Annotated in this window: 25 protein-coding genes; 14 read left to right on the forward strand and 11 right to left on the reverse strand. The window is 70.1% G+C overall.

All coding sequences use genetic code 11. From position 1 onward, the window contains the following. The first annotated feature begins 62 nt into the window (after window positions 1–62). Window positions 63–1,706: a DNA repair helicase XPB gene (locus HW566_RS03040; RefSeq protein ID WP_178010295.1), complete on the forward strand. Its 1,644-nt coding sequence runs from the start codon at window positions 63–65 to the stop codon at window positions 1,704–1,706. A 6-nt stretch (window positions 1,707–1,712) separates the two neighbouring features. Here HW566_RS03040 and HW566_RS03045 read toward each other — a convergent pair whose 3' ends face one another. Beyond that, window positions 1,713–2,717 (reverse strand): CPBP family intramembrane glutamic endopeptidase, encoded by a 1,005-nt coding sequence (locus HW566_RS03045; protein WP_178010297.1) that lies wholly within the window; start codon window positions 2,715–2,717, stop codon window positions 1,713–1,715. Between the two features lie 89 nt (window positions 2,718–2,806). Here HW566_RS03045 and HW566_RS03050 point away from each other — a divergent pair, with 89 nt between their 5' ends. The 3 genes from HW566_RS03050 (at window position 2,807) to HW566_RS03060 (ending at window position 5,677) form a co-directional block, all read left to right on the forward strand. After that, complete coding sequence (locus tag HW566_RS03050) at window positions 2,807–3,499, forward strand: response regulator transcription factor (RefSeq protein ID WP_091503198.1); 693 nt, start codon at window positions 2,807–2,809, stop codon at window positions 3,497–3,499. 112 nt (window positions 3,500–3,611) lie between these two features. Next, the gene (locus HW566_RS03055) at window positions 3,612–5,264 is read left to right on the forward strand and encodes a sensor histidine kinase (protein ID WP_178010298.1); all 1,653 of its coding nucleotides are present in this window, start codon (window positions 3,612–3,614) and stop codon (window positions 5,262–5,264) included. 125 nt (window positions 5,265–5,389) lie between these two features. Then, a complete protein-coding gene (locus tag HW566_RS03060) occupies window positions 5,390–5,677 on the forward strand; it encodes a WXG100 family type VII secretion target (protein ID WP_178010300.1) in 288 nt (95 codons plus the stop codon). Window positions 5,678–5,753: 76 nt separating this feature from the next. Here the strand turns inward: HW566_RS03060 and groL are convergent, their stop codons facing one another. The 5 genes from groL to HW566_RS03085 form a co-directional block, all read right to left on the reverse strand. Then, window positions 5,754–7,373, reverse strand: coding sequence for a chaperonin GroEL (gene groL, locus HW566_RS03065; protein ID WP_178010302.1), 1,620 nt, complete (start codon window positions 7,371–7,373; stop codon window positions 5,754–5,756). Window positions 7,374–7,549: 176 nt separating this feature from the next. Beyond that, window positions 7,550–7,753, reverse strand: coding sequence for a cold-shock protein (locus tag HW566_RS03070; RefSeq protein ID WP_178010304.1), 204 nt, complete (start codon window positions 7,751–7,753; stop codon window positions 7,550–7,552). Window positions 7,754–7,874: 121 nt separating this feature from the next. Beyond that, a complete protein-coding gene (locus HW566_RS03075) occupies window positions 7,875–8,459 on the reverse strand; it encodes a LytR C-terminal domain-containing protein (protein WP_178010306.1) in 585 nt (194 codons plus the stop codon). A 29-nt stretch (window positions 8,460–8,488) separates the two neighbouring features. Further along, window positions 8,489–8,731: a DUF3263 domain-containing protein gene (locus HW566_RS03080; protein ID WP_178010308.1), complete on the reverse strand. Its 243-nt coding sequence runs from the start codon at window positions 8,729–8,731 to the stop codon at window positions 8,489–8,491. Window positions 8,732–8,740: 9 nt separating this feature from the next. After that, entirely contained in the window at window positions 8,741–9,736 is a 996-nt protein-coding gene (locus HW566_RS03085; protein ID WP_178010310.1) for a DUF2332 domain-containing protein, read from the reverse strand. Window positions 9,737–9,802: 66 nt separating this feature from the next. On the opposite strand from HW566_RS03085, the gene msrB reads away from it, so the two are divergent. Further along, window positions 9,803–10,210: a peptide-methionine (R)-S-oxide reductase MsrB gene (gene msrB / locus HW566_RS03090; protein WP_178010312.1), complete on the forward strand. Its 408-nt coding sequence runs from the start codon at window positions 9,803–9,805 to the stop codon at window positions 10,208–10,210. Then, on the forward strand, window positions 10,207–10,743 hold the full coding sequence (locus tag HW566_RS03095) for a nitroreductase family protein (RefSeq protein ID WP_178010314.1): 537 nt from the start codon (window positions 10,207–10,209) through the stop codon (window positions 10,741–10,743). The genes msrB and HW566_RS03095 overlap by 4 nt, the downstream gene beginning before the upstream one ends. On the opposite strand, the gene HW566_RS16205 is transcribed toward HW566_RS03095, so the two are convergent. After that, a complete protein-coding gene (locus HW566_RS16205; protein ID WP_178010315.1) occupies window positions 10,659–11,060 on the reverse strand; it encodes a helix-turn-helix domain-containing protein in 402 nt (133 codons plus the stop codon). The two genes, HW566_RS03095 and HW566_RS16205, sit on opposite strands and share 85 nt — an antisense overlap. Window positions 11,061–11,117: 57 nt before the next feature. On the opposite strand from HW566_RS16205, the gene HW566_RS03105 reads away from it, so the two are divergent. The 5 genes from HW566_RS03105 (at window position 11,118) to HW566_RS03125 (ending at window position 16,690) form a co-directional block, all read left to right on the forward strand. Then, complete coding sequence (locus HW566_RS03105) at window positions 11,118–11,486, forward strand: helix-turn-helix domain-containing protein (RefSeq protein ID WP_178010317.1); 369 nt, start codon at window positions 11,118–11,120, stop codon at window positions 11,484–11,486. Next, complete coding sequence (locus HW566_RS03110; protein ID WP_178010319.1) at window positions 11,473–11,880, forward strand: ImmA/IrrE family metallo-endopeptidase; 408 nt, start codon at window positions 11,473–11,475, stop codon at window positions 11,878–11,880. Before HW566_RS03105 ends, HW566_RS03110 begins: the two co-directional genes overlap by 14 nt. Before the next feature lie 159 nt (window positions 11,881–12,039). Then, the gene (locus tag HW566_RS03115; protein ID WP_178010321.1) at window positions 12,040–13,062 is read left to right on the forward strand and encodes a 3-oxoacyl-ACP synthase III; all 1,023 of its coding nucleotides are present in this window, start codon (window positions 12,040–12,042) and stop codon (window positions 13,060–13,062) included. Further along, window positions 13,059–15,716, forward strand: coding sequence for an alpha/beta fold hydrolase (locus HW566_RS03120; protein WP_256728846.1), 2,658 nt, complete (start codon window positions 13,059–13,061; stop codon window positions 15,714–15,716). Before HW566_RS03115 ends, HW566_RS03120 begins: the two co-directional genes overlap by 4 nt. Next, window positions 15,713–16,690: an NAD-dependent epimerase/dehydratase family protein gene (locus HW566_RS03125; protein WP_178010322.1), complete on the forward strand. Its 978-nt coding sequence runs from the start codon at window positions 15,713–15,715 to the stop codon at window positions 16,688–16,690. Before HW566_RS03120 ends, HW566_RS03125 begins: the two co-directional genes overlap by 4 nt. 3 nt (window positions 16,691–16,693) lie before the next feature. Here the strand turns inward: HW566_RS03125 and HW566_RS03130 are convergent, their stop codons facing one another. After that, entirely contained in the window at window positions 16,694–17,653 is a 960-nt protein-coding gene (locus HW566_RS03130; protein ID WP_256728847.1) for a DMT family transporter, read from the reverse strand. 90 nt (window positions 17,654–17,743) lie between these two features. Here HW566_RS03130 and HW566_RS03135 point away from each other — a divergent pair, with 90 nt between their 5' ends. The 3 genes from HW566_RS03135 (at window position 17,744) to HW566_RS03145 (ending at window position 18,976) form a co-directional block, all read left to right on the forward strand. After that, window positions 17,744–18,019, forward strand: a complete 276-nt coding sequence (locus tag HW566_RS03135) for a hypothetical protein (RefSeq protein ID WP_178010326.1) — start codon at window positions 17,744–17,746, stop codon at window positions 18,017–18,019. 10 nt (window positions 18,020–18,029) lie between these two features. After that, on the forward strand, window positions 18,030–18,458 hold the full coding sequence (locus tag HW566_RS03140; protein ID WP_178010328.1) for a hypothetical protein: 429 nt from the start codon (window positions 18,030–18,032) through the stop codon (window positions 18,456–18,458). Between the two features lie 266 nt (window positions 18,459–18,724). Beyond that, the gene (locus tag HW566_RS03145) at window positions 18,725–18,976 is read left to right on the forward strand and encodes a hypothetical protein (protein ID WP_178010330.1); all 252 of its coding nucleotides are present in this window, start codon (window positions 18,725–18,727) and stop codon (window positions 18,974–18,976) included. Between the two features lie 315 nt (window positions 18,977–19,291). On the opposite strand, the gene HW566_RS03150 is transcribed toward HW566_RS03145, so the two are convergent. The 3 genes from HW566_RS03150 to HW566_RS03160 all read right to left on the reverse strand — a co-directional run bounded on the left by HW566_RS03150 (window position 19,292) and on the right by HW566_RS03160 (window position 20,619). Beyond that, window positions 19,292–19,588, reverse strand: coding sequence for a DUF7882 family protein (locus HW566_RS03150; RefSeq protein ID WP_178010331.1), 297 nt, complete (start codon window positions 19,586–19,588; stop codon window positions 19,292–19,294). Window positions 19,589–20,176: 588 nt separating this feature from the next. Continuing rightward, a complete protein-coding gene (locus tag HW566_RS03155; RefSeq protein WP_178010333.1) occupies window positions 20,177–20,362 on the reverse strand; it encodes a hypothetical protein in 186 nt (61 codons plus the stop codon). Beyond that, window positions 20,359–20,619: a hypothetical protein gene (locus HW566_RS03160; protein ID WP_178010335.1), complete on the reverse strand. Its 261-nt coding sequence runs from the start codon at window positions 20,617–20,619 to the stop codon at window positions 20,359–20,361. The genes HW566_RS03155 and HW566_RS03160 overlap by 4 nt, the downstream gene beginning before the upstream one ends. Window positions 20,620–20,675 lie beyond the last annotated feature (56 nt).

Raw genomic sequence — 20,675 nt, forward strand, 5'->3', positions numbered from 1 at the left:
GGCGAGCTCCGTCGACGTCGGTGCAGATCCGGGACCGTCCGGCACCGGTACGATTGCTCGTTATGGCTGATGGCCCCCTGATCGTCCAGAGCGACCGCACCGTGCTGCTCGAAGTCGCCCACCCGCACGCCGAAGACGCCCGCCACGAGCTCGCGATCTTCGCCGAGCTCGAGCGCGCTCCCGAACACATCCACACCTACCGCATCACACGGCTGGGCCTGTGGAACGCCCGGGCGGCCGGCCACGACGCCGAGGACATGCTCGGCACCCTCGACCGCTGGTCGCGCTTCCCGGTGCCGCCGTCGGTGTCGACCGACATCCGCGAGACGGTCACCCGCTACGGCCGCCTCGTCATCGAGCGCGACGACGAGGGCACCCTCATCCTCCGTTCGACGGATGCCGCCGTGCTCGCCGAGGTGACCAAGAACAAGCGCATCCAGCCGCTCCTGCTCGGCCACCCCACGCCCGACACCTTCGTGATCGATGCCTGGGCGCGCGGACAGATCAAGCAGGAGCTGCTCAAGATCGGCTGGCCCGCCGAGGACCTCGCCGGTTTCACCCCGGGGACGCCGCACGAGATCGAGCTCGACGAGACCGGATGGAGCCTCCGGCCGTACCAGCGCAAAGCCGTCGACATCTTCACCGAGGGCGGCTCGGGCGTCGTCGTGCTCCCCTGCGGCGCGGGCAAGACCCTCGTCGGCGCCGCCGCCATGGCCGACACCAAGACGACGACGCTCATCCTCGTCACGAACACCGTCAGCGCCCGCCAGTGGCGCAACGAGCTGCTCAAGCGCACGAGCCTGACGCCCGAGGAGATCGGCGAGTACTCCGGCCAGTCCAAGGAGGTCAAGCCGGTCACCATCGCGACCTATCAGATCCTCACCGCCAAGAGGAAGGGCGAGTACGCCCACCTCGCCCTCCTCGATGCGCTCGACTGGGGTCTCGTGGTGTACGACGAGGTGCACCTGCTGCCGGCTCCGGTCTTCAAGCTGACCGCCGACCTGCAGGCGCGACGGCGCCTGGGACTGACCGCGACGCTCGTGCGCGAGGACGGCCGCGAGGGCGACGTGTTCAGCCTCATCGGCCCCAAGCGCTTCGACGCCCCGTGGAAGGAGATCGAGGCCCAGGGCTTCATCTCCCCCGCCGTCTGCTACGAGGTCCGCGTCGACCTCCCGGCGTCCGACCGGCTCGAGTACGCGGCATCCGCCGACGACGAGCGGTATCGCCTCGCCGCCACGGCGCACGCGAAGATCGATGTCGTCCGCGACCTCGTCGCCAAGCACCCCGGAGAGCAGATCCTCGTGATCGGCCAGTACCTCGACCAGATCGACGTGCTCGCCGAGGCGCTGGGCGCCCCGAAGATCACCGGCGCGACGCCGGTCGACGAGCGCGAGGAGCTTTACGACGCATTCCGCACCGGTGAGGTGCCCGTGCTCATCGTGTCGAAGGTCGCGAACTTCTCGATCGACCTCCCCGACGCCTCGGTGGCGATCCAGGTCTCGGGATCGTTCGGCTCGCGACAGGAGGAGGCGCAGCGCCTCGGCCGGCTGCTGCGTCCCAAGTCGAACGGGCACACGGCGAGCTTCTACACCCTCATCGCGCGCGACACCGTCGACCAGGACTTCGCGCAGAACCGGCAGCGGTTCCTCGCAGAGCAGGGCTACAGCTACACGATCCTCGACGCCGAGACCCTCGCGGCGGCCTGACGGGCGCTACCTCCGGGTGATGTCGGGCGTCGGCTCTCCCGGGAGCGGCACCGTCGCCGTCGGCGTCGGCATCGGGATCGGCGCCGGCAGGGGCGAACGCGGCAGCGCGTAGGTCCGCACGATCGGGCGCCGTCGCAGCACCAGCTCGACGGCGAGGCAGTAGCCGCCCAGGAGCAGCACGCTGCTGGCGAAGCTCACCCAGCCCACGTCGGTGGCCGACGGGTCCGACAGACCGCCCAGTCCGAGCAGGAACGCGAGAAGGTTGTTCACGATGTGGACGGCGATCGCGGCCTCGAGGCCTCCGGTGCGCCAGGTCAGCCATCCCGCCGCGATGGCGAAGAGCCCGACCGCGGCCTGCCCGACGGGGTCGTACATGTGCCCGACGACGAACAGCGGGACGGGAAGCAGGATCGCGAAGAGCGGATGCCGCAGCCACCGGCCGATCGCCTGCATCAGGTATCCGCGGAAGACGTACTCCTCGGCGGTGGCCTGCACCGGCACGACCAGCAGGACGACCAGCAGGCTGAGCCAGAAGGTGGCGCCCGTGGGCGGCGTGGCCGGAGCCGCGGCCTCGTCACCGGGGAGCAGGGCGGTCACGAGCGTGACGACGATCGCCGTGGCCACCGCCAGGGCAGCGCAGACGACCAGCCACCGCCAGCGCAGCCGCCCGTAGACCGCCGAGACGAAGCCGAGCCGGCGGCCGTTGACGATGACCGAGGCCAGGAGATACGCCGGCAGCATCAGGGCGATGGTGCCGAGTCCGAACAGCAGCGACATCGGAGACGAGATGTCGAGGGCACCGGCGTCGGCGAGCATGTCATCGAGCGCACGTGCCGCATCCGGGTTCGCCACGGCGACGAGCACCGCCACCAGAGCGGCGATCAGGATCCCGACGACGTAGAGGACCAGACCGAGGCCTCCCACGGCCAGCGGGGTCCACCACCCGCGTCGCCGACGCGCGAAGACGAGCCGATGGAATGCGAGACGGTCGGAATCGATCGGACGCGGCATGACTCCATCCTGCCCTCGACCTCTACCAGCTCGACGCAGGGCGGCGCGATATCCAGCAAACCGATGGATTCCGGTGCCAGTATGGGGCTATGACAGCACCGCGCATCCTCGTCGTGGACGACGAACCGAACATCCGGGACCTGCTGATCACCGGGCTGAAGTTCGCCGGCTACCAGGTCCGCGCCGTCGGCAACGGCGCCCAGACCATCTCGGCCGTCCTCGAGGAGGAGCCCGATCTCATCGTGCTCGATGTGATGCTGCCCGACATGAACGGCTTCAGCGTCACCAAGCGGCTTCGGGGCGCCGGCTACACCGCACCGATCCTCTTCCTCACCGCGAAGGACGAGACCGAGGACAAGATCGAAGGCCTCAACGCGGGCGGCGACGACTATGTCACCAAGCCGTTCAGCCTCGACGAGATCGTCGCGCGCATCCAGGCGATCCTCCGCCGCACCATGCAGGCCGACGAGGAGTCGATCATCCGCTCGGGCGAGCTGACGATGGACCAGGACACCCACGACGTGCAGGTCGGCGACGTGTCGATCGACCTCTCTCCCACCGAGTTCAAGCTGCTGCGCTACCTGATGCTCAATCCCAACCGGGTGCTCAGCAAGGCGCAGATCCTCGATCACGTCTGGGAGTACGACTTCAACGGCGACGCCGGCATCGTCGAGAGCTACATCTCGTACCTCCGCCGCAAGATCGACCCGCACTCCTCAGAGCCGCTGATCCAGACCAAGCGCGGCTTCGGCTACATGCTCAAGGCCGACAAGTCGGCCTGACATACCCGGAGACGAAAGCCTGACAGACGCCGCGAACGACAGCGTCACCCGGTGGTGGCGCGGCATCAGCCTGCGCACGAAGGTCACCGGCGTCATCGTCACCCTGTTGGCGATGGGGCTCGTGGCCGCGGGCGTGGGAACCATGGTGTTCCTGCGCAACGCTCAGGTGGTCGCTCTCGACCAGAGCCTGCGCTCTCTCGCTCCGACCGATCTGGCCACGACGGTCATGGAGGTCACCGTCGACGACGGGATCGCCTCGTTCGAGGCGAACCCGTCCGCACCGCCGACCAACTTCGTCGTCGCCGTCTACAGCCCCGAAGGCCAGCTGCTGTCGGTGGCGGGCGGCCCCGAGTACCCGCGACCCGAGATCCCCACGACGTTCACCCTCGACAAGACCGTCGTCAAGGGCACCGAGCCGTTCGAGCTCGCCGCCCGCGAGGGTCCGGCGACGTTCCACGCCAGCGTCGACATCCTGCAGCCCGACGGCTCGCGCGAGAGCTACACCCAGCTCGTCGCGCTGCCGCTGACGTCGGTGACCCAGACGGTCGCGAACTTCATCAGCATCTACACCGTCATCGCCGCCCTCATCCTCGTCGCGGGAGCCCTCGGCACCCGCTGGCTGGTCACCCTCACCTTCCGCAGCCTCGGCCAGGTCGAGAACACCGCGATGACGATCGCGGCCGGCGACCTGAGCCAACGGATGGGCGACATCTCCCCCGGCACCGAGGTGGGCCGCCTGAAGATCGCCATCAACGCCATGCTCGACCGCATCGACACGGCCCTGGCACAGCGCGATGCGACCGTCCAGCAGATGCGCCGGTTCATCGGCGACGCCAGCCATGAGCTGCGCACGCCGCTGGTCACCGTCCGCGGCTACGCCGAGCTGTACCGTATGGGCGCCATCACCGATGCCGAGCACACCGCCCAGTCGATGGAGCGGATCGAGAAGGAGGCCGTACGCATGAGCGGCCTCGTCGAGGATCTGCTGGCCCTCGCCCGGCTCGACGAGCGTCGCGACCTCACGATCGCCCCCGTCGACCTGCGGCCGATCGCCCGCGACGCCGCGCTCGACACGCGGGCCGCGGCGCCCGAGCGCGAGGTGTCGGTGGTCGAGTTCTCCGACGAGCGGCTCACCCTCGACCTGCGCGCCCCGGGCGACGAGACCCGACCCCCGCGCGCATCCGGCGGCCGGGCCCGAAGCGGGCCCGGCCTCTCACGCCTGCGGCGCCGGCCCCGCGAGGAGCGCCAGGGATCACGGCGTACGCCCGACGCGCGCGCCGCGGAGCGCGCGCCCGTCGAGCCGCCCCTGCTGCAGCCCGCGGAGCCCCCGCTCGTGCCCGTCGTCCTCGGCGATGAGAATCGCATCCGGCAGGTCGTGGCCAACCTGATCGGCAACGCCCGGCGCTACAGCCCCGAGGGCACCCCGATCGAGATCGCGGTCGGGCTGGACAGCCACACGCGCATGGGCTGGATCTCGGTGATCGATCACGGCGAAGGCATCCCCGAACAGCTGCGCGAGAAGATCTTCCAGCGGTTCTGGCGTGCCGACACCTCGCGCACACGAGAGACCGGCGGCTCCGGTCTCGGCCTGTCGATCGTGGCCTCCATCGTGGAGGCTCTGCACGGCTCGATCGATGTGCAGAGCACGCCCGGCGGCGGTGCCACCTTCCGGGTCTCGTTCCCGCTCGCCGACCGGCGCGACGCCGCCGAGCACCTCTGGATCGCGACGCAGCCGCTGCCGCGTCTGCGAGACGACCGCGGCTGACACGTCTCCTCCCCCAAAGCCGAGGCGTGCCGCCTCTCCCCTGCCGTTACCGCTCGGTGTTCGCCGCGATCGGCCTCTTTCTAACCTGTGAGCATCCCCCGACCGCAGCGAGCGAAAGAGACGATATGGCCGCCTTCTCCATCGACAGCGACGCCGTGGCCAGCGCCACCGCAGCCATCCGCGCCACCTCAGGGCGCATCGAGAGCGACACCGGCGCCATGATGGCGCAGCTCACCCGCCTCCAGGCGTCGTGGACGGGCGGCGCCTCGGTAGCCTTCCAATCCGTCGTCGAGCGCTGGCGTGCAGCGCAGCGCGAGGTCGAGGCCGCACTGACCGACATCGGTGCCGCCTTGGACGCCGCGGGCCAGCAGTACGTGCACGCTGAAACGACGGCGGCGGGCCTCTTCCGCTGATCGGCGCGCCCCGCGGCATCCGATCCGGAAACACAGAACGGCCCCTCCCGAAGGAGGGGCCGTTCTGTGCGATGGATCAGAAGTCCATGCCACCCGTCGGGTCGCCCGCGGGAGCCGGGTTCTTCTCCGGCTTCTCGGCGACGACGGCCTCGGTGGTCAGGAACAGACCGGCGATCGACGCAGCGTTCTGCAGCGCCGAGCGCGTGACCTTGGCGGGGTCGATGATGCCCTGTGCGAACAGGTCACCGTACTCGCCGGTCGCGGCGTTGAGGCCGAAACCGATCTCGAGCTCGGCGACCTTGTTGGCCACGACGCCCGGCTCGAGACCGGCGTTGAGCGCGATCTGCTTGAGCGGGGCCTCGATCGCGACGCGCACGATGTTCGCACCGGTCGCCTCGTCACCCGAGAGCTCGAGACCCGCGAAAGCGGTCTTGCCCGCCTGGATGAGCGCGACGCCACCACCGGCGACGACACCCTCTTCGACGGCTGCCTTCGCGTTGCGGACGGCGTCCTCGATGCGGTGCTTGCGCTCCTTGAGCTCGACCTCGGTCGCCGCACCCGCCTTGATGACGGCGACGCCGCCGGCGAGCTTCGCAAGACGCTCCTGGAGCTTCTCGCGGTCGTAGTCGCTGTCGGTGTTGTCGATCTCACGACGGATCTGCGTCACGCGACCCTCGAGCTGAGCCGAGTCGCCGGCACCCTCGATGATCGTGGTCTCGTCCTTGGTGATGATGACCTTGCGAGCGCGGCCGAGCAGGTCGACCGTGGCGTTCTCGAGCTTGAGGCCGACCTCTTCGGTGATGACCTGGCCGCCGGTGAGGATCGCGATGTCCTGCAGCTGAGCCTTGCGACGGTCGCCGAAGCCGGGAGCCTTGACGGCAGCCGACTTGAAGATGCCGCGGATCTTGTTGAGCACGAGCGTCGCGAGAGCCTCGCCCTCGACGTCCTCGGCGATGATGAGGAGCTCCTTGCCCTCCTGGATCACCTTGTCGACGATGGGCAGAAGGTCCTTGATGTTCGAGATCTTCTGGTTCGCGATGAGGATGTACGGGTCCTCGAAGACAGCCTCCTGGCGCTCCGGGTCCGTGACGAAGTAGGGGTTGATGTAGCCCTTGTCGAAGCGCATGCCCTCGGTGAGCTCGAGCTCGGTGCCGAAGGTGTTGGACTCCTCGACGGTGACCACGCCCTCCTTGCCGACCTTGTCGATCGCCTCGGCGATCAGCTCGCCGATCGAGGCGTCGGCGGCGGAGATCGATGCGGTGGCCGCGATCTGCTCCTTCGACTCGACCTCCTTGGCGTCAGCGAGGAGCTGGTCGGTGATGGCCTTGACGGCCTTCTCGATGCCCTTCTTGAGCGAGATGGGGTCGGCGCCGGCAGCCACGTTGCGCAGTCCCTCGCGAACGAGCGCCTGAGCGAGGACTGTCGCGGTCGTGGTTCCGTCACCAGCGACGTCGTCGGTCTTCTTGGCGACCTCCTTGACGAGCTCCGCGCCGATCTTCTCGTACGGGTCGTCGAGCTCGATCTCCTTGGCGATCGAGACGCCATCGTTCGTGATGGTGGGGGCGCCCCACTTCTTCTCGAGCACGACGTTGCGACCGCGGGGGCCGAGCGTCACCTTGACGGCGTCGGCCAGGATGTTCAGGCCGCGCTCGAGGCCACGTCGGGCCTCCTCGTCGAAAGCGATGATCTTTGCCATGTGTGTGTCGTCCCTCCCGGACGGTGGAGAACAGTCAATTAGCACTCGATGAATGCGAGTGCTAAAGCCATTCTGGCACTCGCCCATGGGGAGTGCAAGCCACCCGTCCGCGGACGGCGCGCGTCAACGACAGAGCGCGCCGCATCTGCGGCGCGCTCTGTCGTTGGTGGTCGGGGTCAGGCGACGGGGCGCACCGACTCGGCCTGCGGGCCCTTCTGCCCGGTGCCGACGGTGAACTCGACCGCCTGGCCTTCTTCGAGAACGCGGAATCCGCTCATCTCGATGTTGGAGTAGTGGACGAAGACGTCCTGTCCCTCCGCGACGGTGATGAAGCCGAAGCCCTTCTCGGCGTTGAACCACTTCACGGTGCCCTGTGTCATGCGACTCTCCTGATGCTGTGCGACAGCGTCATCGTAAGCAGGGCGTTCGAGACGATTCCGCCGTTCCGCTCACTGTTGACACGTCTGCATCGAGAACTTCACGAGCGTGAAACACAGGCCGTCATCCGCCGGTTTCGGCGCCTTCCACCCGGTCGGCGCCGAGCACGATCGTCAGCTGCTTTCCGGGTGCCCCGTCGGCGTCGGCGGGGCCGGGGTAGGCATCGCTCAGCTCGACGTCGGCGCCCCCGATGACCTCTGCCAGCCCTCGAGCGGCCCCCTCGTCCTCGACGGTCAGGTAGTAGATGGTCGTCGTCGGGAAATCCTGCGACCCGGCCTCGCCGGCATCCACCGTCTCTGCACTCCAGCCCGCGGCGACCACGACGTCCGCGACCGAGTTGGCCAAGCCCCGCTCCGTGGTGGCATTGAGGATGAGCACCGGATACGACGTGTCCACCACCGGCGCGGCGGCCGCGGGCGCCTCGGCGGCGGGCGCCGTCGAGCTCGATGTCGGGAACAGCGAGATGCGTCCGGTCACGACAAGCGTGCCGAAGATGCCGGCCGCGACGAGCACGAGCACCGCGACCGCCGACCAGAACAGCAGCACGCTGGCCCGCAGCCGCGGGTTCTCGGCGCGGTGCGCGCCGACACGAGCGAGATCGGCGGGCAGCTCGTCGAAGCGGTCTTTCGGGTATGTCGTTGTCGGCACGGGGGAATGCTATCTGCCGAACCTCAGCGTCACATGGCTGCGCGGCCGTCGCCGGCACGCCGTCCGGCGGCCCGCAGGCGCCGCAGGCGATGCACCAGCATCGGGTCGTAGGCGAGCGCATCCGCCGAGTCGATCAGGCGACCGAGCAGTTGGTAGTAGCGCGCCGGCGTCAACGCGAGCTGGGCGCGTACGGCCTCTTCCTTGGCGCCGGTGTGCCCGCTCCACAGCGCCTCGAAGTCGAGGAGCGAACGGTCGCGATCCGAAAGAGCCACGACCCCACGCTACGGCGCGTTCGTCTCCGATCCGGGACGCCACTCCCACCAGCGTCCGAGCGGATCCGCCGCCGCCGTGATCTCCCCGTCGAGCGCCACGGCGAAGCCGTCCGCCCATCCGATCGGGATGCCGCCGCGCCACCCGTCGTGCAGCGCCGGATCGTCGATGGTCAGCCACCGCCCCGCGGCGCGTGCAGCCGCGATCACCTCGCCGCGGATCGCCCGAGGGATGTGCGCCAGCACCCCGGGGGTCGACACGACGAGCGTCGCGTCGGCCGGCGCTTGGACCGCGACCTCGGCGAGGAGCGCGAGGGCATCCCCCGACCGCAGGAGCGGCGGATCGGCCGCCGCGATCCCGGCGGCGGCGCGGATGCGCTCGGCGCGCCCGACCTCGCCCGGCCATACGAGCCCGGCGAGCCAGTCCACGTCGCGCGATTCCCGCACGTCGAGAGGGTTCAGGTCGATGCCGGCGCGCCAGACCACCTCGGGCATGCGCACACGCGGCATCCGCTCGCCACGCACCGAGCAGTGGAGCACCACGGGCGACGGGCCGTCGTCGGGGTCCAGCCGAACCTCGTCGTCCCGAGAGGTGAAGACGTACGAGTAGCGATCCGGGTACAGGCACAACCCCGCACTGGCACCGATCTCGAGGAGCGCGATGGGGCCGTCGACGAGGCTGAGCGCGGGCAGCAGCGCGGCGCACCGCAGCGGCTCGTTGGTCTGCACCGACCGCGCGAGGCACTCGGCAACGACGGCATCCGCATTCTCGAGCAGCCAGGCCGACCACGCCTCGGCATCGACGTCGCCGGAACCCAGCAGTCGGCTCACCGCGAACACCAGGGGCGGCTGACGCCGCATCCCCGGCAGCCGGACGAGCACGCGCTGCACCGCGGGGTCCTCGGCGACGCGGCTCGCCCACGCCGCGTACAGATCCGACCTTCCGGGCGCCTCGACGACGGCGAAGCGTCGGTAGCGCTCGACGATGGCGGAGATCTCATCGGGCATGAGGCCATTGTGCGGGAACACACACCCCGATCGTCGAGTTGAATAGGACGAGGCGAAGGAGCAGACATGACGTATTCCGTGAACAAGACCGACGAGCAGTGGCGCGAGGAGCTCAGCCCCGAGCAGTACGCGGTGCTGCGCCAGGCGGGCACCGAGCGTGCGTGGACCGGTGAACTGCTCGACGAGGCACGCGCCGGCCTGTACACCTGCGCCGCGTGCGGCTCCGAGCTGTTCCAGAGCGGGACGAAGTTCGACTCGCACTGCGGCTGGCCGAGCTTCTACGAGTCGGTGCGGCCCGAGGCGGTCGAGCTCATCGAAGACCGCTCGCACGGCATGGTCCGCACCGAGGTGCGGTGCGCCAACTGCGGCTCGCACCTGGGCCACGTCTTCCCCGACGGCTTCGGCACGCCGACCGGCGACCGGTACTGCATGAACTCGCTGTCGCTGTCGTTCACCCCCGAGCAGGGGAAGTGACCGGCGCCTACGAGGCAGCCCGCGCACGCCGCTCGTGGTCGCGCGTGACCGACGCGGCACCGTCGCACGACGAGCTCGTGCGACTGGTGTCGGCGGCCGGTCGCGTCGCCGACCATTCGTCGTTGCGCCCGTGGCGGTTGATCGAGTTGCGCGGCGACGACCGGCTGCGTCTCGGTCGCGCCCTCAACAAGGCGGACGGTAAGGGCGGCATCTCCACCAAGCCCATGCGCGCGCCGCTGCTGATCGCCGTGGTCGCGAGCTACAGCAAGAAGAGCAAGGTGCCCCGCTGGGAGCAGGAGACCGTCGCCGCGGGCGTCGCCCACATGCTGAGCCTCCTTCTCGACGAGGCAGGCTGGGGCGTGTTCTGGCGCACCGGCGATGCGACGCGGTCGAAGGCTGTGGCCAAGGCCCACCGACTCGGCAAGCGCGAAGAGCTGCTCGGGTGGCTCTACGTGGGCGGCAAGCCCGAGGGACGGGATTCAGGACGTCGCAAGACGGTCGACGCCGAGTCCTTCATCTCGAGACTGCCGTGATCTGAGTCGATCACGTCGGCGGGGTCCGGGCTCCCCGCTCCTCCTGCGGGCGGGGGTGTCCGAGCTGCCCGCTCCTCCTGCGGGCGGGGGTGTTCGAACCCGGGCAGCAGATCGCCCATGCCGACGCCGAGCGCCACCGCGATCGTCGCGAGCTCCTCGATCGACAGCGGGCTCGGGCGGCGCACGTGCAGACGTCGCGCGAGGGTGCGCATCGGGATGCCGCTGGCCTCAGCGAGCCACTCCTGGGTGAGACGCTTCTCGGCGAGGATCGCTCGCACGGACCGGGCGACACGGGCGCTTAGCAAACTGTCTGCCATATGGCAACAGTATGGCTTCGTCTTGCCACATGGCAACAGCGCTGCCAAACTTGGCACGTGCCCACTGGAAAAACCCCCGTCCCCGGCCCGCTGAGCCGACACATCGCCGTCACGATCTCGTCCGAGATGCGTCGACGAGGCCTGCGGCAGACCGACATCGCCGCGGAAGCCGGTATGTCTCCCTCGCAGCTGTCGCGAGCGCTGTCGGCGAGCAAGGTGTTCACCGTCGACCAGCTCGCCGCCGTCTGCCGCGCCGTCGGGCTGTCGTTGTCGGAGGTCGTCGCGCAGGCCTCGACCGAGACGGTACCCGGGGCCGGCGACATCGCGAACGTCACCGAGATCCGTGTCCGACCCCCGCGAGAAGATGGTCGGGCAGTGGCCAAGATGCCGGAGGGCGATCGCGGAGGGGACCATGGCGACGGATGACGACCTGATCGAGGTGCTGACGGGGCTCGGAGTGAGCGTGGTCGTGACCGACCTGCCACCCGACCGCGACGGCGAGTACGAACACGACGCCCGCATCGTGCGCCTGCGTCCGCGCATGGCACGCCGGCTGCACCGTTCCGTCCTCGCACACGAGTGCGCGCACGCCGTCCATGGCGATGTCGTGGTCGCTGACGCCCGTCTCGCCGAGCGCCAGGAGCGCCGGGCCGACGAATGGGCCGCCGAGCGTCTCATCACGCTCGACGACTACGGGTGGGCCGAGACCCTGCACTCCGGGCACGTCGAGGCGATGGCCGTCGAGCTCGACGTCACCGTCACGCTCGTCGAGGCGTTCCGACGGGTGCTCGCGCGCCGGCTGGCACCGGCGGGGTCATGACCGCTCGAGGGCGCCCATCGGGCCCGATCGTCAGCAGAACGGGGCTCATGCAGCCGACCGCATGAGCGTCGACCTAAAATCGAAGGATGCCCGGATGCGCCCGACGGCGCTGGCAGGAGGCAGTCGCCGCCAGCCACCGGAGACACCGCGGGAGTCGCATTGCACGGAAACGCCACCATTCGTTATGACGATGTCGCCCTCCTCTCGGTCGCGAGCGTCCTGCCGACCAGGGTGACCACCTCGGACTCGATCGAAGAACGACTGGGCGGCGCGCTCGCGCAGCTGCGGTTGAAGCCCGGCCTGCTGCGCCGCGTCGCCGGGGTCAACGAACGACGCAACTGGGCCGAAGGCGAGTCCTCCGATGTCGCGACGATCGAAGCGGGGCGTCAGGCCCTCGAACAGGCCGGGGTCGCTCCCTCCCAGATCGGGCTCATCATCAACACCTCGGTCTCGCGCAAGCATCTCGAGCCGTCCGTGGCGGTGCGGCTGCACCACGGTCTCGGCCTGCCGTCGTCGGCGATCAACTTCGACGTCGCCAACGCCTGCCTGGGCTTCATCAACGGCATGACCCTGGCTTCGGGGATGATCCAGTCGGGTCAGATCGACTACGCGATCATCGTCAACGGCGAGGATGCCGACGAGATCCAGGTCAACACCGTCGACCGACTCAATCGCGGCGGTCTCGATCGCGATGGCTTCATGAGCGAGTTCGCCTCGCTCACCCTCGGCTCGGGTGCCGCCGCGGCCGTGCTCGGCCGGGCGAGCGAGCACCCCGAGGGCCACCGCATCGTCGGCGGCGTCACCCGTGCCGCGACGCAGTTCCACGAGCTGTGCGTCGGCAGCGTCGACGGCATGTTCACCGACGCCAAGGCGCTCCTCAAGGGCGGGCTCGCGCTCGTGGTCGATGCCTGGCGCGAAGCCCAGTCGACCTTCTCGTGGTCGTCGATGAACCGCTACGTCACCCACCAGGTCTCGTCTGTCCACACCAACGCGATCGTGAAGGCGGTGGGCCTCGACCGGCGGCGTGTTCCGGTGACCTACCCCGAGCTCGGCAACGTCGGGCCGGCGTCGATCCCCATCACCCTCGCCGCCGAACAGGCGACACTGCGGCGCGACGACCGCGTGCTGCTGATGGGCGTGGGGTCCGGTCTGAACACGAGCATGCTGGAACTCGCCTGGTGATCCTCGCGGCTCCTGCGGCACTCCCCGGCGTCGAGCCGGGCATCTCGCGCACGCTCGTCGTCCCGGGCGTCGGCGACGATGCCGGGTCCCCTCGGCACTGGCACGTGCTCGACACCGGCGGGCTGCTCGCGGACGCCGGCGCCGAACCGGTCGGCACCATCGTGGCGGTACACGGCAATCCGACCTGGTCGTATCTCTGGCGGGGGGTCATCGCCGCCTCTCTCGAGCGGGCTCGCTCCGGGCGAGCGGCCTGGCGTGTCGTCGCCGTCGACCAGCTCGAGATGGGATTCTCCGAGCGCACCGGCATCGCACGGGGGCTCGACCAGCGCATCGACGACCTCGGCGCCCTGATCGACGCGCTGAGCCTGTCCGGCCGTGTCGTGACCCTCGGGCACGACTGGGGCGGGCCCATCTCGCTCGGCTGGGCGGTGCGCCACCGCGACCGCGTCGACGCCGTCGCCGTGCTCAACACCGCCGTGCACCACCCGGCGGGGATGCCGTTGCCCGCGGCTCTGCGCGTCGCCGGGGCGCGATCGCTCCTCGCCACCACCACGACCCGCACCACGGCCTTCCTCGACACCACCCTGGCGCTGGCCGATCCGCCCCTCGATCCGGCGGTGCGCGCGACGTACCGCGCGCCGTACGCGAGCGCCGCGCGTCGCCGCGGCATCGGCGCCTTCGTGGCGGACATCCCGGCCACGCCCGACCATCCGAGCACGCCCGCGCTCGACGAGATCGCCGGCGGCCTGACCGGAGTGACCGTTCCCGCTCTCCTGCTGCGCGGTCCGCGCGACCCCGTCTTCGGCGAGCATCACCTCGACGATCTGGCGCGCCGCCTTCCCCACGCCGACGTGCACCGCTTCGAGGGGGCCGGTCACATGCTGGCCGAGGAGCGTCCCTACGCGGACGTCGTGCTCGATTGGCTGGATGATCGGGTGCTTGCGGCTCCCGCACCGGGCGAGGACGCGATGCAGGAGGCCTCCCTCGACGCAGGGACGCCGGAGCCGGCATCCACACCCCTGTGGCAGCGGCTGGCCGAACGCCGTGACGACGATGACACCGCGGTGGTCGACCTCACCCGCCGCACCGCCGGTGAGCCCGTACGCGTGAGCTGGCGCTCGCTCGCGGATCGGGTCGATCAGCTCGCCGCAGGACTGACGGCCTTCGGCGTGCGACCGGGAGACCGTGTCTCGCTGCTGGTCCAACCCGGTCCGACCCTCACGGCGGTGCTCTACGCGTGTCTGCGCATCGGCGCCGTCGTCGTGGTCGCCGACCGCGGGCTCGGCGTCCGGGGGCTCTCCCGCGCCGTTCGCGGCACCGAGCCCGCGTTCGTGATCGGCGAGCGGGCCGGGCTCGCGGCCGCACGCGCGCTCGGCTGGCCGGGACGGAAGATCTCGGCCCCGCACCTGCCCGCACCCGCGGCGCGCGCCCTGGGCGTCGAGACGAGTCTCGTCGAGCTCGCCCGTACCGGCGCGGGCGGCGCGCTTCCTCCCGAACCGCGCCCCGAGGACGAGGCGGCCATCCTGTTCACCTCGGGATCGACCGGGCCGGCCAAGGGTGTCGTGTACACGCACGCGCAGCTGTCGGCGCTGCGCGACGCGCTCGCGGAGCACTTCGAGGTCGGCGCCGAGACCGGACTGGTGACGGGCTTCGCTCCCTTCGCCCTGCTCGGCCCCGCCCTCGGCACGCGGTCGGCGACGCCTCGCATGGACGTCTCGGCGCCGCGCACCCTCACCGCGACAGCCGTGGCCGAAGCCGTCCGCGCCTCCCAGGCGGGCATCGTGTTCCTCTCGCCCGCCGCGCTCGCGAACGTCTGCGCCACCGCCGGGGCCCTCTCGCCGAGCGATCGGGCCGCTCTCGCCGAGGTGAAGACGTTCCTCTCCACCGGAGCCCCCGTGGGCATCGACCTCCTGCGCCGAGCGCACGAGCTCATGCCCAACGCCCGCGCGCACACGCCGTACGGCATGACCGAGTGCCTGCTGGTGACCGATATCACCCTGGACGAGCTCGAACGTACGCAGAGTTCGCCCGACGCGGGGGTCTGCGTCGGCACTCCGATCGGGACGGGCACAGTGCGCATCAGCGCTCTCGATGCCGGGGGGCGGGCAACCGGCGAGCTCTCGGATGCCGCAGGCGTGACCGGCGAGGTCGTCATCTCGGCTCCGCACCTCAAGCGCGGCTACCACCGGCTGTGGGCCACCGATCGCGCGGCGGTCCGATCGACCCACGCTGTGGCCGGCCGGTGGCACCGCACGGGCGACGTCGGCCATCTCGATCCGCAGGGGCGACTGTGGATCGAGGGGCGCCTCCCCCACGTCATCACCACGTCCTCGGGCCCGGTCACCCCCGTCGGGCCGGAGCAGCAGATCGAGACGGTCGATGACGTGCGCCGTGCCGCGGTCGTCGGCGTCGGGCCGCGCGGCGGCCAGGTCTGCGTCGCGGTGGTCGAGAGCGCTCCCGATGCGCGGCGCGCAGATCTGGCGTCCCCCGAGCTCACCGCCCGGGTGAGGTCGGCGGCCGACCTGCCGCTCGCCGCGGTTCTCGTCGTTCCGGGCCTGCCCACCGACATCCGCCACAACTCGAAGATCGACCGGTCACGGCTGTCGGCGTGGGCCGAGCGCTTGCTCGCGGGCGAGAAGCCGGGTGCACCGTGATCGTCCTCGCCACGGGCACGTCCGGTTTCCTCGGGCGCGCCGTCGTGGCCGATCTTCTGGCCGCGGGTCACGAGGTGCGCACGCTGCAGCGCCGCCCATCCGGGGTGCCCGGCGCGCGTGACGTGCTCGGGTCCATCACCGATTCCGAGGTCGTCGGGCGCGCTGTCGAGGGCGCCGACGCCGTCGTCCATCTCGCGGCCAAGGTGTCGCTCGCGGGTGATGTTCGGGAGTTCCACGCGGTGAACGTCGAGGGCACCCGGACGATGCTCGACGCGGCCTCCCGTGCCGGGGTGGCTCGCTTCGTGCAGGTCTCCTCCCCCTCGGTGGCCCACGCGGGTTCCTCCCTGGCGGGGGCCGGCGCGGATGCCGCGGACCCGGTGCGCGCCCGCGGTGAGTACGCCCGCACCAAGGCCGAGGCCGAGCTCATCGCCCTCGGGCGCGACGGCGACGCCATGCGCGTGGTCGCCGTGCGCCCGCACCTCGTGTGGGGGCCGGGCGATCCGCAGCTCATCGAGCGGATCGTCGCACGGGCCCGGCGCCGCACCCTCCCCCTGCTCAACGGCGGTACCGCGCTCATCGACACGACCTACGTCGACAACGCCGCCTCGGGCATCGTTGCAGCGCTCCACCGAGCGGATGCCGTCGGCGGGCGCGCGTACGTCCTGACCAACGGGGAGCCTCGCCCGGTCGGCGACCTGATGGCGGGTATCTGCCGCGCTGCCGGGGCCCCGGAGCCCCGATTGCGCCTGCCGGCTGTCGTCGCGAAGGCCGCCGGCGCGGCCGTCGAGAAGATCTGGGAGATCCGCCCGGGCGCGGACGAGCCGCCGATGACCCGTTTTCTCGCCGAGCAGCTGTCGACGGCGCACTGGTTCGATCAGACCGCCATCCGTCGGGATCTGGACTGGTCCCCTTCGGTCACCATCGACGAGGGGCTCGAACGCCTCGCAGGTCACTACGCCGACAGCCGCAGCTGAGCCTCATCCTCCGGTGCGACGACGTCGCCGCCACGGCACCACCGCGATCACGACGCCGATGAGGGCCACCACCGCCGCCCCGGCGGCAGCGATGAGCGTCGGTCCCGCGGGCGCCGGGGCGATGACGTCGAGCACGATCGACGCGCAGAGCAGTCCCACCACCGACCCGAGGCCGAGCAGCAGCACACCCGTGCGGCGCACGAGCGCAGCCGACATCACGATGTAGACCACTCCGGTCGCCCCGCCGAGATACATCCACGGCTCACTCGGCATCGCGGCTGGGGTTCCGTTGATCACCATGCTGACGGCGGCAGCGAGCCCGAGGATCACGGTGCCGCCGGTGAAGTTGACGACCGTCGCCGCGAGGGGGCTGCCGATCGCCTGTCGCAACCGACCATTGGTGGCCTGCTGCCAGGCGATGCCCGCACCGGCCACGAGGGGCAGCACGAGCATCCACCACGCCGCCGGCTCGCCGCGGGGGCCGAGGGCGCACAGGACGACGCCGGCGACCGCCAGGAGACCGCCCACCAGACGCGGCGGCGTGACCGCGACCACGCCCGCCGGGCCGTATCCGACCCGATCGAGCGCGAGTCCGCCCGAGGTCTGACCGGCGACGAGCCCCACCGTGAACAGGGCGACACCGATCGAGGCGACGGTGAGCCCCTGGGTTGCGACGGTGACGGCTCCGGCCAGACCGCCCAGCAGCATCCAGGCGGGGATGCCGCGCCCGATGCCGTCGCGCAGACGTCGCAACCCCGCGCGTCCGCTCGGAACCGCGACGGTGATGGCGACGATGAGGATGAGACCCGACCCGAACGAGATGACGGCGGCGACCAAGCCATCGCCCACCGCAGCACCCAGGGCGCCGTTGATGCGAGCCTGCACGGCGGTCAGCACGCCGACGAGCACGGCACCCGCGACCGCGGCGGCGAGGGCGTGCGCGCGGGGGGTGTCATCGGTCACGTGGTCCATGGTGCACGACGGAGGCTTGGGCGCCGAAACCGCAGCTCGACCGCGGGGACGCGACGGGGCAGGGCGTCTAGGCTGATCGCCATGTACATCGGCACGATCCGCCCCGTCGAGAGTCGCAGCGTCGAGCTCACCGGCCACTCGCTCGCCGAGATCCGCGAGCAGGCGCGTGCCGCGACACCGGAGGGTTTCCACCTGGTGGGAGCGCCCGTGAAGATGATCAAAGGCAGTACCGAGCTCGCCGCCACGGCGACATTCGAACGACGGGACGGGCTTCGCGACGTCGAAGCCGACGACCGTGCCGCACTCGACGCGCAGGTGCCGGAGGGCTGGCGTCTGGTGAATCTCCGCAAGCTCTGACACGCGTCGCGTGATGCAGTACATCGCGCTTCGACGCCACGCAACCCTAGGTGCGGACCGCGGGGGCCGTGGCAGTGTTGCTGCAATGCGCACACTGGTCTACGGGAACCACTCCCTCGTCACCAGTGACGACGTGTCCCACACCCTCCTGCAGCTGACCGCGGGCTTCGCGACACAGTCGGTGTGCGAGGTGGTGACCATACCCACGGTTGCCGACGCGTCGGTGGTGGACGTCGATGTCGTCGTCGGCCTCGGCACCCACCTCATCTCGACGCCGCTGGCATGGCCGCAGGAGGATCCTGACTTCTCCGCCGCGGTGGCGACGCTGCAACTGCATCCGAGCTACCCTCGCGTTGCCGTGACCGATCCGTTCGAGCCGCAGGACGACGGCCTGCCGTGGCCGGTCGACGACGAGTTCGGTTCGATCGACCGGTTCTGACCCCCTCGGGCGTCACGGCAGGGGTGGCGACGGCGAACGGGTGACCGGCACCCGTCGGTCGCGCGGCGACCCCACCGAGTTGGGGGGGAGGGTGGCAGGGCCGCCGCTTTCGGACCGACCGGTGCGCGTGACGCTACGCCACCACCGCCGTGCGCGATAGCCCCTTCACTCCCGCCGCACCTGCGAGAGTCAGCTGTCGCCCACGGCGACCCGACCGCCCTCCGGCGCCTCGGGTGTCGCGCTCGAATGACCCACCAAGCCTGGCCATGCCAGAGCCGGATCGCACCGAACATGACCCCGACCGCTTCGGGTACCCCACCCAAAACTCCCTCGACGAGGCGTTCCAGCGGCCCTCCCAGTTCGCTGAGCCGCTGACGCGGAAGGAGCACGAAAGCCACGCCAGGGCGTACGCCGCGTACCTCGACGGGTACTTCCGCACGTACGACGCCGCCGTGCGCGACCTCGGCAATCCCGAACGGTTCGGCGAGGTGTCTGAGCACGACGTCCACGGCGAGTGACGCGTTGCACCCTCCGAAAGCGGCGTCCGGGTGGGGCGTTTATTCGTGGCGGACGACGAATCGGATTGATGTTCGATCTTCGTCCGGCGTGTCGATGAGGGCCTCCTCATACAAGCGGGCATCGGGTGCACCGTGGCTTAGCGTGATCGAGACGCTGCTTCTGCCTTGGGGGCCGGGATCACCTCCCGTTGCGTCGGGAACGGAGCGGGGACTCCGCCGACGAGGAGCGCGTGCTGTCTCGCGCAGCACTGTTCGGCAGACAGACCCCCGTTCTGTCTGCCGAACAGTCGCGAACAGTGACGAGACGCTCGCCGGTCATGCCTGCGGTTCGGGGACGATCTGCAATCCAGCCGGACCGTTGGCGGACGCCATGAGCGCGTCGATCCATCTCGGGTTCAGCTGCGGCGAGCGGCTCCCCGCGAAATGGAACTGCAGCGGAAGGCTGGGATGGATCCAGAACTCGCGGTGACCAGTGCCGTGCGGCGACGACGTCTCGAACAAGAACGGCTCGCCTCGGCGGAGCTTGGTCATGAAGATTACCCGCAGATGCGCGAGCGTGCGGTCCTCGATCTCGAGCGGCTGTCCCGCACCCTTGTAGTAAAGCTGTCCCACAATCGCTCCTCGGAATTCGTGTTCGCCGGCTGACGGCCGTAGCCGGGCTCGCCCTGAAGGGTGCATCGAGCCGACGCATCGGTCGCTCACCGCCATGACCGACCTCGCAGATGCGAGCACCCTGAAGGACATCTGATCATCCCGCTTCGGTTGGCGCCTCGCCTGCGATCCGGCCCGACAACAGCGGCTCCCCCGGCCTTCGCATCGTGCGCGAGCCGGCGGCAGGAGAGTCGCCGCCGTATTGCGACGGCATCCCGTTCACGGCCTGAGACGAGAACCGCCTTGGTGTCCGCTGGCTGACCATCAGACGGCAGCGTGTGCGCACAACTGAACGGTTTGCGCTCCACAACCGGGGGCGATGGACAAGCCCGTCGGGCGTCCTCGAGAGCCGACTACGGGACTCGAACCCGTAACCCCCGTTTTCGACGTGCGACGTACCATCGCGTACTTTGATGTACTTTGTGCGCTTCGCGACGGTTGCAGTACGTCAAAGTACAACTAAGTACACGCGCAAAACCATGGGTAAACCATGGGTCGTAGCCGTCGCGCGCGGCCACCCACGACGCGAGTCGACCGCCGACATCGCAGTCAGCCGCCATGGATGCCTGGGAGGTCTTCGCCGGCGGGGGGACGCTCGACCCACGGGATCTCGAGCTCCCACCCGCACCCGCCGCACCGGTACCCGCCGTCGACGGTGCGCATGACGGTGCCGCAGACCTCGCAGCGCGGCTCGGCGCCGATGTCGAACTCGTCATCGGTTTCCCCGTCCGTCATCGCTGACCCTCCGGCGCTGGGGGTGTGTTCACGATGCGGCGCTTGACCACGAGGAAGGCGGCGAGGGTAGCCAGCCACCAGGCGGCGAAGATTCCCCAGCCGATAGCGAATGCGACATCCGCACCGTCGCCGTGGCCGGCGACGATCTCCGAGAGTTTCAGTGCCCCCATGGCGACGCAGAGGACGATCTGACTGATGGGCAACCACCTCGCGGTGCCCGACCACATCCCCACAATCTGCCGCTGCCACCACCCCATAGGCCGAGCGTACTGCCGACCGATGTCGGAGGCGCATGACAGTCTCTCGGCCGCAG

Origin of the sequence: Microbacterium oleivorans (genome assembly GCF_013389665.1) — a bacterium.
Taxonomy (GTDB): domain Bacteria; phylum Actinomycetota; class Actinomycetes; order Actinomycetales; family Microbacteriaceae; genus Microbacterium; species Microbacterium oleivorans_C.